Source organism: Thalassobaculum sp. (assembly GCF_965223715.1).
In the GTDB taxonomy this organism is placed as follows: Bacteria; Pseudomonadota; Alphaproteobacteria; order Thalassobaculales; family Thalassobaculaceae; genus Thalassobaculum.
On the sequence record NZ_OZ245012.1, the window covers coordinates 2,496,984 to 2,510,015 of the forward strand.

Genomic DNA, 13,032 nt, shown 5'->3' on the forward strand with positions numbered 1-13,032 from the left:
AATCATATAATACCGCGTTGCCGCGCTGCAACCCATTCGCCCGGAAGACCGCCAAGGAGAACCGTGGCGTTCGAAGACTTGCCTAAATGAACTTCGTAAGGCTCAGGTTCCGCAGGACGGCCGTGGTCTGGAACGACGCCTCAAGCTGCGCCTGCAGCGTCTGGAACTCGGCGACCGCTTCGTAAGGATCCACGTCCTCGATATTGCCGATCTGGGTCTCCAGCAGCAGGATCGTCTCCTTGTGGGACTCCTTGCGGCTGGCCATCTCGCTGCCGACCACGCCGTTCTGCCCGACCATGTCGTTCATCAGGTCGATGGCCGCCTCGACCTTGTCGATCGCCCAGTTCACCAGGTTGCGGTACTCGGCATCGTTTCCGGCGGTGAAGGTCGTGTTGGAGAAGGCATACAGCACGTCGAAGACCTCTTCGAAGGTCGCGCTGTCATTGGCGAGTTCGCCGAAGTCCAGGTCGACCCCCTGATCGACGCGCACCGACAAGGAACCCGGCGCCGGGGTGGTCACGTTGGTCCAGTTGGCGTCGACGTCGAAGAAGGCCTCCGCGGCGGCGATGATGCCGGCGGCACCGCCGGCCAGCGCCGGCTGGGCATAGGCGCCCTGGGTGGTCGCCGGATCGATGATCGGCTGGGTGTCCGTATCGGTGCCGTTGAACAGGTACTTGCCGTCCACGGTCTGGTTCAGAAGGTTCGACATCTGGTTGATCGCCGCCGTGGCGAAGGTCGACAGCGCCAGGGAGGACTGCTCGAACAGTCCCTCGACCTGCTCGTAGAGCTGGGTGCGCAGATCCTCGGCGACAGATGTCATCTGCTGCAGGGTCGCGTCGATCGTCTCGGTCTTCACCTTGGTGTTGTTGATCGAGTTGATATACGAGTCGGCAGAGGTCCGCTGCTCCTTCAGGGTGATCAGCAGCCGGGTGTCCTGCCCGCTGAAGCCGCTGTAGACCTGACTGCGCTTGCCCGTGGAGATCTGCTGCTGGGCATCCGCGATCCGGCGCTGAACCGACGTGATCGAGTTGTCGATCCGCAGATTCTGACTCAGGGTCGAAATACGCATGATCTAGCCCTCTAGGCCGTTACCGAATGACGCCCAGGAGCTCGTCGAGTGCATCCTGCACCGACGACAGCACCCGTGCGGACGCCGCAAACGCGCTTTCCAACTGGATGAGGCTGGCGAGTTCCTCGTCGACATTGACGCCGCTTTCATCGCGAAGCCGCTCTTCCAGCAGGTTTCGGACCTGGTTCTGGAAGCCAAGCTGGCTTTCGTAATCCGCCTTCTGGTTGGCCTGGTAGGAGACCAGTTCGGCGGCGAACTCCTCGATCGTCGCCGTGCCGTTGAGGCCGTTGACCGCGACGAAGGCCTGGGCGTTGTCGAACATGTCGATCACCGCCAGGGCCAGTGAGTTGTCGCTCACGCCGCTCGCGGTGAAGGTACCGCCGTTGCCGTCGCGCAGGATGCTCGGGGTGGCGGTGACGGTCGGGTTGACCTGGATCTGGGCCGAGAAGCCCTGATCGCCGCCCGGGATCGCGTTGCCGGCATCGACGAACAGGTCGATGTTCGCGGTGTTGCCGCCCACGTTGATCGTGTCGAACTGCTGGGCGAGTTCGAAGGCAAGGGAGTCCAGCTGGTCCTGGGCGAGCGGCAGGATGGTGTCGCGCAGCTCGAGCAGGCCGCCGAGCTTGCCGCTGTTGATGCTGCCGTTGATCGAGAACGGCGCGTTGTACCCGTTGTCCAGGAACACCGCATTCAGCGCGACATCTGGCCCGACCGTGTTGGTCGGCGTGAAGGTGATGGTCACCGCGGTCTGGTCGAGCAGGAAGTCGCTGCCGCCGGTCATGATGGCGATGGTTCCGTCGGGCCGATCGAAGGTCCGGATGTCCATCTCTTCGGCGAGCTTGGCGACCCAGCGGTCCCGCTCGTCCTCAAGATCGGCCGTCGACTCGCCGACCGCGCTGCGCGCGCCGATCTCGCCGTTCAGCTTCTCGATATTGGCCAGGGCCTCGTTGATGTTGTCGACCGACTCGGAGATCCGGGTATCGGCCTCGGCGCGCAGATCCTGCACCGCCCCCGACAGGGACTGGAAGGATTCCGCGACGGCCGTCGCCGCGCGCAGCACATCGGCCTGGGCGGTCGACGAGTCCGGGTTGGTCGCCAGGACCTGGAACGATTTCTTCAGGTCGGTAATTTTTGCCGAGATCGAGGCGTTGTCCTCGGGGCGGCCGAACTCCAGCTCAAGGCGCCCAAGGAAGTCGTCGATGACCTTCAGTTCCTCCACGGTGGAGGTCTGGTTCCGCACATCGGTCTGCAGCTGGGCATTCACCAGGCGGGTAATCTGCTCGATCCGGACCGTACTGCTCTGCCCATCGATGATCCGCGTCGTCTGGGTCTGGGTCTTCTTGGTGTAACCGTCGACATTCGCATTGGTGATGTTGCGCGAGGCGATGTCGATCCCTGCCTGGGCCGCATTCAGACCGCTTGTCGCGGTGGTAAGGGCGGAAAGGAGACTCATGACAGGTCCTCACGATTGACACAGAAATGGCGAAGCAAGAACCGTGCCGCCCCTGTGTCGCTCACCGGCGCTAGCCGGCCATCGATTGCGGCTCGGGCTTCAGGCCCGCCATGATCTGGCGGTTGATCTCGATCAGATCGTCCAACGGCGCATCGTCGTCGGACATGACGTACTTGGTTTCCTTGATGACCCAGAGCGCCAGGCTGGCGATGCCGCCCTTGAGCGGGCGCGGCAGGGCATTGGCCGGGTCGTTCACGTCGGCCAGGAAGACGCCCCAGACCTTCTCGTTCTGAAGGATCCAGTTGTACTTCTCCTGGAGGCTGGCCTTGCCGTCACGGGCCTTCATCAGGCCGCCCGTCACCTGGGCCAGGAGCCGGTATTCCAGGTCGCGCCCGTTCTGAACGGCCGTCGCCACCTGTGTGTTCTTGTAGGCACCGTATCCCCGCATTCCTTAGTCCTCCGTCTCGACCATCTCCCGTTCGGCCCTATGCGCCGGCGGGTCGTGGCCCAGAGGCGCCGATCGTGCCGGCGCCGATTACTGGAACAGACCGAGCAGGATCTGCGGCGCCTGGTTCGCGATACCGAGAACCTGCACGCCGAGCTGCTGGCGAACCTGAAGAGCGGTCAGTCGGGCGCTCTCACGCGCCATGTCGGCGTCGACGATGTTGCCGAGGCCTTCTTCGGTCGCATCGGTGATCTGGTCCAGGAAGGCGGTCTGCAGATCGAGCGCGCGTGCTTCCGCACCGAGTGAGCCGAGGGCCGCGTTCACCACCGATTCCAGGTTGGAATACTGGTTGGCGATGACGCCCTGCGCCGCGTTCGCCGTGCCGAGGCCGGCAGCCGCCAGCGACAGCACCTGGGTCCGAAGGTTCTGGTTGGTCAGGGTCAGCGTGCCGCCGGCCAGGTTCGACAGCGTGTTGATGCTGGGCGCGGCCAGGGCCGTGTCGAGCAGGTTCACACCGTTGAACACCGCGTTGTCGATGAAGTTGGCCGCCTGCGAGAGCAGTTCGGCGAAGTCGTTGGTCAGGATCTGACGCTGAGTGGTCGTGATGCCTTCGTTCGACAGCTCGGTGAGTTTCTGGCGCACCGTCTGCAGCAGGTCCGAGATGCTGGTGGCGCCGGCGATGGCGACCTTGGCAATGCCCTTGGAGTTGTTCAGGCCCTGGCTGATGGCGCCGAGTGCCTTGATGTCGCCGCGGATGCCCTGGGCAATCGCGAAGTTGGACGCGTCGTCGATGGCTCCGGTGACCTTCAGGCCGGTGGAGACACGGTTCTGCGTGGTGGCGAGGAGAGTATTGGTCCGCTCCAGGTTACGAAGAGCGACCAGGGCCTCGGGGTTAGTCAGGATAGAGTTGCTAGCCATCGTTCTGTTCCTTCGTCAACTTTCTGCTGACCCCTGATCTCTGGCTCCCCGCCACGATCTCCGACGTTTGCCGGGTTGGGTCCGTCCGTTCCCACCTCCGCAAGGGGCGGGCCAAAACGGCATGGAACAGAATTTTCTTTTATTTTTAGACAGTTAGAATGGCAGGCAGATTCTGCAGGCCGTGGAAAATCGGGCATGGCGGCAGAATCTCACCGGCAGATCGGGAAAAAACGTCCCGGTAAGACGGGTCAGTCGCGGCCTTGTGCGCGGGTCCGGAGCAGCTCGGCCGCACGCTCGATCGCGAGGGAGATATTCATCCGCTCCCCCCGCCGCATGGTCGGCTTGATATCGGCGAAGAAGAAATCGCGGCCGTCGAGGATGCTGTAGAAGGAGGAGTCGAGCCGGATCGTCGGACATCCGAGCGCACCTGACAGCACGCAGACGCTGGTCGCCGTCGACACCACCCCATCCAGGGCGCTGATTAGCGCGGCCACGCCGTCCAGATCCTCCATCTGATCCAGGTCCTCCGGGTGCCAGAGGTCGATCCCGTGTTCTCGGCGCAGGCCGTCCAGCTCTTCCAGATTGTGGTCATACTGAAGAGAGACGAAGCGATAGCCGGGCGTTCGCAGGATGGGAAGCATCTGCGGCAGCTCGGCATAATAGGCCGCCCTCAACGCGCCGCGCACCATGCTGCGCCAGCACAGGCCGATGACCGGTCCCTCACCTGGCAGGCGGTCCAGTCGGTCGCGCCAATGGGCAACCTTCGAAGGATCCGCCTTCAGATAGCCCCCACGGGTCAAGGGACGCGAGCGGTCGCGGCAATAGCGCCCGGGAAGGTCGCCGGCGTGGATGTGTGAGGTGAGCCCCAGGGCCGGAACGATGCGGGTGTAGTCGTAGATCGCCCCTTTGCCTTCGGCGCGGACCTGTCGGTCGATCAGCCTGAGGCCCGGGAACGACCGGGCGAACAGCGGGTGAAGCCTTGGATCTGCCTCCACCACCGGCGCCGGACACTCGGCCAGGAGGTCCGGCAGACAGGACATGAACAGCAGCTCGTCCCCGATGCCCTGCTCCACCGCCACCAGCATGCCTTCCGGCGGCAGATCCGGTCCCTCCACCTTGGGCGGCAGACCGACCATCCGATGGAACCGAGGACCGGAGGTTCGCGTCGCCTCCAGATCCCAGCCCCGGCCGAGATCGCCGACAGCCTTCTCCACCTGCGCCAGGAGATAGGCGATCTCACTGTCCTGGGGATGGGTCACCCAGCCGCGCCGGGCGATCCGGCCGGCGGTCTCGTAGCGGGCGAGACTGAGTGCTGCCTGAGCCATCGCCCACGTGCCGACCCGGTCCGTGGGGTCGATCATCAGCGCCCGCCGGGCGGTGGACAGGCTCGTTTCGAAATCGCCCTCGCCGCGCTCCGCCAAGGCCCGGTGTTCCCAGACTTGCGCATTCATCGGCTGGAGCAGTGTGGCCCGGCGGGTCCAGCGGCGACGGGACGCCATGCCCGAGGGTCGCTCCGTCGTTTCCCGCAGGAGCAGGACCGCATCAATGTTCTGCGGGGCCAGGACCACGGCCCGCTTCGCCCAGGGCCAAGCCTCCCGGTCACGGCCCGCCTCGCGGGCGGCCACCGCCGCCGTGACCGCCAATTCGGGCAGGTGCGGCAACATTCTGCAGGCCGTGAGCGCCGCAGCGGCGGCCAGTCCCCATCGCTCCGCCTGTCCGGCGACCATCGCAAGACGGACCTGGGTCATCGGCTGGTTCGGCGCTGAAACCGCAGCCCACCAGGCGAATGGTACAGCCGCGGCACTCCGACCCGCCCGGGTCATGACTTCGGACACGGCAAAGGATGCCTGGCGCGCGCCCGACGGATCGATCGCCAGGGCCCGGCGCAAAAGGTCGGCCGATCGCAAGGCGTCACCCAGCTCCGCGTGGGCCTGTCCGGCCAGTTCCAGAACCTGCGGCTGCAGCGGATCAAGGCACAGGGCACGACCGCACCAGCGCACCTGGTTGCGCGCATCACCACCGATGACCAGGGTGACCAGCCGGGAATCGCCAGGATCGGCGCAGAGCGCCGCCTGGAACCATCGCTGCGCCGCCGCCGGGCGTTGGGCAGACCGTTCGGCAACGCCACGCCGCAGCGCCTGCTGCGCGAGAGGGTTGAAGGGCCGCATCAGCGACGATCCGCCCCTGAGATCAGGCGCACGAGCATGGCTGCGGCACGCCGGCCAGCCTCCGCACCATCGAACGCTTCGTGCCGGTCGAAAACCGGATACACATTCGGAAAGAAGAACTCCCGACCGTTCGACACGTGCATGAACCCCTGGGCGAGACGGATTGTCGGCGTGCCGACGGCACCGGCGAAGGCGCAGTTCGCCGTCCACGCCGCAACGACCACGTCCAGAGCCTGCATCAAGGCGCACAGATCGTCGAGCCCATCCCAGACGTCGAGGCCGGGCGGGGCCCGCAACTCGGCACTGGTGGCAGCCTTCACCCTGGCCGTCTCCGCCCCTGTGTCGCCGGCCATCAGGTTGATAAAAGTGCAGCCAGGGGTGTGGAACACCGGAAACAGCTCGTCGATTGTACAGTGAAACCTGGCCCGGAATCGGGTCAACTGGACAGTGCGCCAGACCACGCCGACCTTCGGACCCTCCCCCAATCCCGACAGCCATTTCCGCCAATGGGTAACCCGCTGGAGATCGGTCTGCAGATACCCGCACCGCTCGAGCGGCTGGTCACGATCCCGGTTTAGAATGTAGGGAAGGCTGCCGGAGAGGACATGGTGCCGGAGCCCGTAACGCTCGGCCAGCGCCCGGTAGTCGAGATACTGGCCCCTTCCGTCCCCCGGCACGAGTTGCCGGGGCACGACGGCCGCGTTGGGGAAGCTGCGCCCGACAAGATGCACCAGCCGCTCATCCACCTCGATGACCACCGGCCGGGTGATGCCGTCATAGATCTCAGCCAGACAGGACAGGAAGGTGATTTCGTCGCCCACACCCTGCTCGGTAGCCACCAAGACCGGCCCGGTCTCCGTGCCCGGGCCCTGCCAGGGCGGCGGAAGGTTCAGCCGGGGCCGGTGGACCTCCCGACGGATCCGTGCCTCGTGTAGCGCCCAGGCCTTCCTCGCATCACCGATGCGGAATTCGATCTCCGACAGAACGCATTCCGCATCGGCATCGCCCGGCCTCAGTATCAGGACGCGCTGGGCCAGGGCGCGCGCAAGAGCCAGCTCGAACCGGTTCAGAGCGGCGGCCGAAAGATTTCGCATCCCCATGTCGGAGGTCGGATCGAGGGTCAGCGTGCGCCGCGCCGCCCGATAGGCCTCGTCGATCCGACTATCGCGATAGCATTCGGCGCAGAGATTGAGCCAACTCCCCGCATCGAGCGGCCGCAGTACGGTTGCCGCCTTGGCCCAAAGAATGTCGCGGTCGGTCGAGAGACGAGGGTCATGGGTCGTCGCGAGCGAGCCGTAGAACTCGTGTGTCCCCGGGGCCAGGGCGATGACCGCCATCACCGGTCGACGGGCGGCGGAGAGATGGCCGAGTTCCGTATTGGCGCGCGAGAGATTGAGCGCGACTTCGCCGTTTCCGGGGTCACGGCGCCAGGCGGCCAGGAGGAACGGGATCGCGTCTTGTGGGCGATGCGCCTGGCAGAGAAGCACACCCTGACGGAGTGCAACGTCCGAGGATTCGGGACTTGCCATCCTGGAACGGCGGTTCAGCAACAGTCCGCTCTCCGGATCGCCTCGGTCGCCGGCCGTGGCGGCGAGATTGACGAGGGGCTCCATCTTCCCCGGATCGAGAAGGGCCGAGCGCCGGAAGGCGATATCGGCCGCATTGTCGTCGTGCAGGGCCCGATCGATCACCCCGAGGTGGTTCCAGACCGGCCCATGAAGCGGGCGTTGCCGCAGCGACGCCACCAGGTAAGGTCGGCCCGCCGCAGCGGATCCAAGCTGGTAAAGCGCAGTCCCATACAGATCGAGTACCTGAGCGTCGGTCGGCAGGACCGTCAGGATTCGCTCATAGGCCTGAGCCGCCGCACGCACGTTGCCTGACTCGTGCAGCTGAACCGCCTGATCGAAGAGCTTGGTTAGGGATGCTTCGAAATCGATTGTGAACAGTTGGCCGGCCGTCGACCGGAGCTGGTCAGAACGAGTCGAGAGACGCCGACAGGCTCGGATTCGGCGCCGAGGGAGAGGCGGACTCGGCCTTCTCCTCCTGTTCTGCGCGCCCGGGGTTGAGGCCGCGCATGATTGCCTTGTTCACGGAAATGAGGGCCTCGATATCGCCCTCGCCGGAGGTCACCAGATTGGTCTCGCGGGAGACCCAGATCCCGAGGCTGACGATGGCAGCGCGCAGTTCGCGCGGCAGCATGTTGCCCTCGGTGCCGACATCCTGGACGAAGGTGTCCCAGACCTGATTGTTCCAGTTGAGCGCGTCCATCACCTCGGCCATGACTGTCGGCTTGGTCCGCGCATCCGTCATCCTCTGCTGCGCCTTCATCAGCGCGGAGGTGACCTGGCCGAGGAGCCGATACTCTACGTCGCGCGGCGACGCGGTACTCTTAATGGCTCTGTTGTAGGCATCGTAGCTGGACATTCGGACTGCACCGTCCACTAAGGCGTTTCCAGAGCGAGGCTTGGCCGCTCGGTCGTCTCACCACGACCGAAAGCGAGCACCTGCTCTTCATAGCTGATCAATGCTTTACAAGTCTTTAACGCGCGATAGTAGCGGGCGGCATTGGCGTCCTGAACGATGTGCAGCAGCGTCCGGCGGACCTCGTTGAAGGTCGTCGCCTCCATGAAATCCTCAATGAGTCTCATGAAGGTCGGGTGGTAGTCCTGGCGGCCCGCCTCATCCAGATACATCAACAGGATCGTGAAATAGATCCGCTTGGCCGGGGTATCGGCCTCATGCTCCTGCATGATGTCCTTGCCCAGCAGAATCGTCGCCTCGTTCTGCAACACCAGGGACGCACCCTTGTTGCCGGCGACCATGACGGCGCCGTTGACGACGAACTTTTCCCCAGGCTTGATGTTGACCTTTAGCGGCATGCCTTAAATGTCGCATTCATTTTCCGACTGTCAAGTTAAGCTGGGAATCGACCAATGGAACGCGCTCGGCATCACAGCCCTCATGCGGATTTTCGCACGCGGCCGAGCGCGGACCGGGCACAGCATCGGAAGGTAAATCGGCAATTCCGGCCGCTGCTGATTCGCTTCCCCTGAGATGTCCATCACCGTCACCACGGCCTTGAACGCGGGTTTGCAGGCGCACCGGACCGGGAACCTGGACAAGGCAATCGCGGTCTATGGTGCCGTACTCGATCTGGCGCCGGACAATCCCAAGGCCCGCCATCTGCGCGGATTCGCACTGCTTCAGGCCGACCGCGCCGCGGACGCCCTCATCGATCTGCAACTGGCGGTTGGGTCGGCGCCCGACAACGGTACCGCATGGACCCATCTCGCAATCTGCCAGGAGCGCCTCGGCCACCCGGGAGCGCCGGCGGCGCGCCGGGCGGTCGCGCTGAACCCCGCTGCGCTGGAGGCCCTCGATCTCCTCGTTCGGGAGCAGACCGTCGACACCCGCGCCCTATCCTGGCTTCTCGCCCTGGCGCCCGACGACGCGTCGGCCTGGAACCGCGCGGGACTAGAAAGAGCGCCCTATGCCCCGTCGCTGGCGACCACCCATTTCCGCCGTGCCCTCTGTCTGGCGCCGACGGCTGCCTCGATCGCGCTCGATCTGGCCGAGGTCGAACGACGCACCCAACACCCCGAGACGGCCCTAGCACGAATCAACCGGGCCCTCGCTCTCAGGCCGAACGATCCCCGCGCCCTGGCCGACCGCGCCGGCGCCGAGATCGAACTGGATGCCGTTGGCGACGCTCTTTCCGACACGCGTCGCGCCGCCGTCCAGGATCCCGCAAGCCGTGCAGCCTGGGGCAATCGAGCGGAAGCCCTGTACCGCCTTTCCCGCTATCCGGAAGCGCTGAAATACGGCACTAGGGCCCGCGTCACGGCACCAGCGGACCCGGACGCAATGGCAAATCTGGCCGTTTATTGTCTAGCAAACGGTGATCTCGCCGGTGGTTGGCGGCTGTTCAGGCAACGGCGTGCCCGGCGCACCACCCCCGGTCCGGCACTGCCGCGATGGTCCGGAGAGCCGGAGGCGAACCTTCTGGTGCTGGCCGAGCAGGGCTTGGGGGATGAGCTTCTCTTCTCCACCCTCTGGCAAGACCTCGACCGGCGCGTGGCGGACGGACATCTCGCCTCGGCGACCGTGGAGGCCGACGAACGGCTGATCCCGCTCGGCGCTCGCGCCCTGCACAACCTGAACTGGAAACCGCGGCAGGGTGGCGAGACCGGCACTGCCGGCGCCAGTCACTGGTGCCTCGCCGGGGATCTCCTGGAAATGTTCCGTCAGGACCGCGAGAGTTTTGCGTCCTCGGCGCCTGGCCTGGTACCGGACCGGGATCGGGTAGACCTATGGCGACACTGGCTCGCCAGGGTCGCAGGCGCGCGCCCCACCATCGGTCTCTGCTGGCGCTCCGGCAGCCGGGCCGGCCATCGCCGACGCCACTATCCGGCCCTCGGCGAATGCGCTCCTCTTCTAGCGCTCGAGAACCATTTGTTCGTGGCTCTTCAATATGATGACTGCGCTGCCGAGCTTGCCGAAGCGAGTGTGGGACAGGGGACGGCGATCATCCTCCCACCCGACCTCGACCGGCGCGATGACCAGGAAGGCGTGGCGGCTCTGATGGCCGCTCTGGATATCGTTGTCAGCGCCGATACCGCCGTGCTCGCCCTTGCCGGCGCCCTTGGCGTACCGGCGGTGGCGATTTCCTTGCACCGCGGCTGGGTCGGCCTGGGGCAGGAACAGCACCCGTGGTTTCCAAGGATGGCGCGGGTCTATCGGCCCCCGGGGGTGCCTTGGCGCGAAACCATGACGGGTGTAGCCCGAACCGTCGAACGGCAACTGACGGGCCGGATATAGAAAAAGGGCCGGACTTTCGTCCGGCCCTGACTTTTGTATCGGCGACCCGATTAACGGAACAGACCCAGCAGGGACTGCGGCCGCTGGTTGGCGATACCCAGCGTCTGGATCGAGAGCTGCTGCTGAACCTGCAACGAGGTCAGAGCAGCGGATTCGCGAGCCAGATCGGCATCGACGATGTTGCCGAGACCCTCTTCGGTCGCGTCCGAGATCTGCTCCAGGAAGGTGGTCTGCAGGTTCAGAGCGCGAACCTCGGCACCCAGCGAACCGAGCGCGGAGTTGACCACGGATTCCAGGTTGGAGAACTCGTTGGCGAGCACGCCCTGCGCGTTGGCAGCCGACGACACATCTCCGCCAGCCAGCGACAGGGTCAGGGTACGCAGATCCTGAGCCGACAGCGTGAGGGTGCCACCTTCCAGGTTCGACAGCGTGTTAACGTCGACGGAAACGTTGCCGGTATCCAGCAGGTTGACGCCATTGAACACAGAGTTGTCGATGAAGTTGGCGGCCTGGGAGAGCAGCTGGTTGAAGTCGCTCGTCAGGATCTCGCGCTGAGCGGTCGTGATGCCTTCGTTCGAAAGCTCGGTCAGCTTCGCGCGGATGTCGGTCAGCAGGTTGGAGACACCGGTTGCACCGGCGATGGCCACCTGGCCGATACCCTTCGCGTTGTTCAAGCCCTGGGTGACGGCGGCCAGACCCTTCAGCTCGCCGCGGATACCCTGAGCGATGGAGAAGTTGGACGCGTCATCGAGAGCACCGGCGACCTTCAGGCCCGTCGACACACGGTTCTGCGTAGTGTCGAGGCTCCGGTTGACCGAGTTCAGGGTCCGGAGAGCGGCGAAGATGGACGGATTGGTATTGATGGAGTTCTGAACAGCCATTGTGGCCTCCTCATTCTAAGGACACGGACATTTTGTCCGAAAAAGGGGTCAACGGACCCCAGAGCACCAACACGTTTGCCCCGCGCGCATCGAACAGTCAACCGGATTCTATCGGTCGACAACGACGCCGCAGGGGCCGAGGCCACATCGCGTTGGGCTGAATAACAGCTAACAGAATGGATTCTTTTGAAATTCTCGAACTAACTTGCCGTTACGCGCTCCCAGATTTTTTTTGGAGTGGGGGTGGAGCCGGTGGCTCCACCCCACGTGATGGTGTCGCTTTCGCGTTCCGGGTGGCTTACCCGAACAGGCCCAGCAAGGTCTGCGGACGCTGGTTAGCGATGCCGAGCGTCTGGATCGACAGCTGCTGCTGCACCTGCTTGGAGGTCAGTCGGGCCGACTCGCGTGCCAGATCGGCGTCCACGATGTTGCCCAGGCCTTCCTCGGTCGCGTCCGAGATCTGCTCCAGGAAGGAGGTCTGCAGCTCGAGAGCCCGAACCTCCGCACCCAGCGACCCAAGGGCCGAGTTCACCACCGACTCCAGGTTGGAGTACTCGTTGGCGATGACGCTCTGCGCGTTGGTCGCCGAGCTGACGTCGCCGGCCGCCAGGGACAGGGTGCGCGTGCGCAGATCCTGGCCCGTCAGGGTCAGCGTGCCGCCCGTCAGGTTCGACAGTGTGTTCACATCCGGCGACACGTTTCCGGTGTCCAGCAGGTTGACGCCGTTGAACACCGCGTTGTCGATGAAGTTCGCCGCCTGAGAGAGAAGCTCGTTGAAGTCCGTCGTCAGGATATCACGCTGCTGAGTGGTGATACCTTCGTTCGAGAGCTCGGTCAGCTTCTGACGCACCGTCTGCAGCAGATCTGAAATGCCGGTTGCGCCGGCGATAGCCACCTTTCCGATGCCCTTCGCGTTGTTCAGGCCCTGGGTGACCGCTCCGATTGCCTTAAGCTCACCGCGGATACCCTGGGCGATGGCGAAGTTCGACGCATCGTCAAGAGCACCAGTGACCTTCAAGCCGGTCGACACACGGTTCTGGATGGTGTCGAGGGTCCGGTTGACGGAGTTGAGGTTACGCAGGGCCACGAAGGAGGCCGGGTTCGTATTGATAGAGTTCTGCACAGCCATGGTTCTGTCCTCGTTCTAAGGATGGGTTGACCGGCTTTTTGCCGGACAGAAAACGGATCACTCCGTCTCATGTACCCTTAGATCACAGCTCGAACCTTAGTGTCAAGCATTTTAGATAAAAAAATAATGTATTTTATATAATGTCAGACCG

11 protein-coding genes are annotated in these 13,032 nt (G+C 64.4%); 1 reads left to right on the forward strand and 10 read right to left on the reverse strand.

The genetic code is table 11. From position 1 onward, the window contains the following. Window positions 1-82: 82 nt before the first annotated feature. The 8 genes from ACOQOP_RS11495 to ACOQOP_RS11530 form a co-directional block, all read right to left on the reverse strand. A complete protein-coding gene (locus tag ACOQOP_RS11495; protein ID WP_420566475.1) occupies window positions 83-1,069 on the reverse strand; it encodes a flagellin in 987 nt (328 codons plus the stop codon). Between the two features lie 19 nt (window positions 1,070-1,088). Next, window positions 1,089-2,522, reverse strand: a complete 1,434-nt coding sequence (flgK, locus tag ACOQOP_RS11500; protein WP_420566476.1) for a flagellar hook-associated protein FlgK — start codon at window positions 2,520-2,522, stop codon at window positions 1,089-1,091. 70 nt (window positions 2,523-2,592) lie between these two features. Further along, window positions 2,593-2,970 (reverse strand): flagellar biosynthesis regulator FlaF, encoded by a 378-nt coding sequence (locus tag ACOQOP_RS11505; protein WP_420566477.1) that lies wholly within the window; start codon window positions 2,968-2,970, stop codon window positions 2,593-2,595. 87 nt (window positions 2,971-3,057) lie between these two features. Beyond that, a complete protein-coding gene (locus ACOQOP_RS11510; protein ID WP_420566478.1) occupies window positions 3,058-3,885 on the reverse strand; it encodes a flagellin in 828 nt (275 codons plus the stop codon). 248 nt (window positions 3,886-4,133) lie between these two features. Beyond that, window positions 4,134-6,053: a hypothetical protein gene (locus ACOQOP_RS11515; protein WP_420566479.1), complete on the reverse strand. Its 1,920-nt coding sequence runs from the start codon at window positions 6,051-6,053 to the stop codon at window positions 4,134-4,136. Further along, window positions 6,053-7,924 carry a tetratricopeptide repeat protein gene (locus tag ACOQOP_RS11520; RefSeq protein ID WP_420566480.1) on the reverse strand — a complete coding sequence of 624 codons (1,872 nt, stop codon included), beginning with the start codon at window positions 7,922-7,924 and terminating at the stop codon, window positions 6,053-6,055. The genes ACOQOP_RS11515 and ACOQOP_RS11520 overlap by 1 nt, the downstream gene beginning before the upstream one ends. Window positions 7,925-8,024: 100 nt before the next feature. Continuing rightward, window positions 8,025-8,477, reverse strand: a complete 453-nt coding sequence (gene flaF, locus ACOQOP_RS11525; RefSeq protein ID WP_420566481.1) for a flagellar biosynthesis regulator FlaF — start codon at window positions 8,475-8,477, stop codon at window positions 8,025-8,027. A 17-nt stretch (window positions 8,478-8,494) separates the two neighbouring features. After that, window positions 8,495-8,932, reverse strand: coding sequence for a flagellar biosynthesis repressor FlbT (locus ACOQOP_RS11530; RefSeq protein WP_420566482.1), 438 nt, complete (start codon window positions 8,930-8,932; stop codon window positions 8,495-8,497). A gap of 175 nt (window positions 8,933-9,107) precedes the next feature. Here ACOQOP_RS11530 and ACOQOP_RS11535 point away from each other — a divergent pair, with 175 nt between their 5' ends. Continuing rightward, window positions 9,108-10,871, forward strand: coding sequence for a tetratricopeptide repeat protein (locus ACOQOP_RS11535; RefSeq protein WP_420566483.1), 1,764 nt, complete (start codon window positions 9,108-9,110; stop codon window positions 10,869-10,871). A gap of 50 nt (window positions 10,872-10,921) precedes the next feature. On the opposite strand, the gene ACOQOP_RS11540 is transcribed toward ACOQOP_RS11535, so the two are convergent. Then, complete coding sequence (locus tag ACOQOP_RS11540; RefSeq protein WP_420566484.1) at window positions 10,922-11,752, reverse strand: flagellin; 831 nt, start codon at window positions 11,750-11,752, stop codon at window positions 10,922-10,924. A gap of 298 nt (window positions 11,753-12,050) precedes the next feature. Next, window positions 12,051-12,881, reverse strand: a complete 831-nt coding sequence (locus ACOQOP_RS11545; RefSeq protein WP_420566485.1) for a flagellin — start codon at window positions 12,879-12,881, stop codon at window positions 12,051-12,053. Between the last annotated feature and the right edge of the window lie 151 nt (window positions 12,882-13,032).

What these genes read in the sequence shown, in the direction of transcription:
- flgK (WP_420566476.1), bottom strand. Translation starts at nt 2,522, where the DNA reads ATGAGTCTCCTTTCCGCCCTTACCACCGCGACAAGCGGTCTGAATGCG.
- ACOQOP_RS11495 (WP_420566475.1), bottom strand. Translation starts at nt 1,069, where the DNA reads ATGCGTATTTCGACCCTGAGTCAGAATCTGCGGATCGACAACTCGATC.
- ACOQOP_RS11530 (WP_420566482.1), bottom strand. Translation starts at nt 8,932, where the DNA reads ATGCCGCTAAAGGTCAACATCAAGCCTGGGGAAAAGTTCGTCGTCAAC.
- ACOQOP_RS11510 (WP_420566478.1), bottom strand. Translation starts at nt 3,885, where the DNA reads ATGGCTAGCAACTCTATCCTGACTAACCCCGAGGCCCTGGTCGCTCTT.
- ACOQOP_RS11545 (WP_420566485.1), bottom strand. Translation starts at nt 12,881, where the DNA reads ATGGCTGTGCAGAACTCTATCAATACGAACCCGGCCTCCTTCGTGGCC.
- ACOQOP_RS11540 (WP_420566484.1), bottom strand. Translation starts at nt 11,752, where the DNA reads ATGGCTGTTCAGAACTCCATCAATACCAATCCGTCCATCTTCGCCGCT.
- ACOQOP_RS11535 (WP_420566483.1), top strand. Translation starts at nt 9,108, where the DNA reads ATGTCCATCACCGTCACCACGGCCTTGAACGCGGGTTTGCAGGCGCAC.
- ACOQOP_RS11515 (WP_420566479.1), bottom strand. Translation starts at nt 6,053, where the DNA reads ATGCGGCCCTTCAACCCTCTCGCGCAGCAGGCGCTGCGGCGTGGCGTT.
- ACOQOP_RS11505 (WP_420566477.1), bottom strand. Translation starts at nt 2,970, where the DNA reads ATGCGGGGATACGGTGCCTACAAGAACACACAGGTGGCGACGGCCGTT.
- flaF (WP_420566481.1), bottom strand. Translation starts at nt 8,477, where the DNA reads ATGTCCAGCTACGATGCCTACAACAGAGCCATTAAGAGTACCGCGTCG.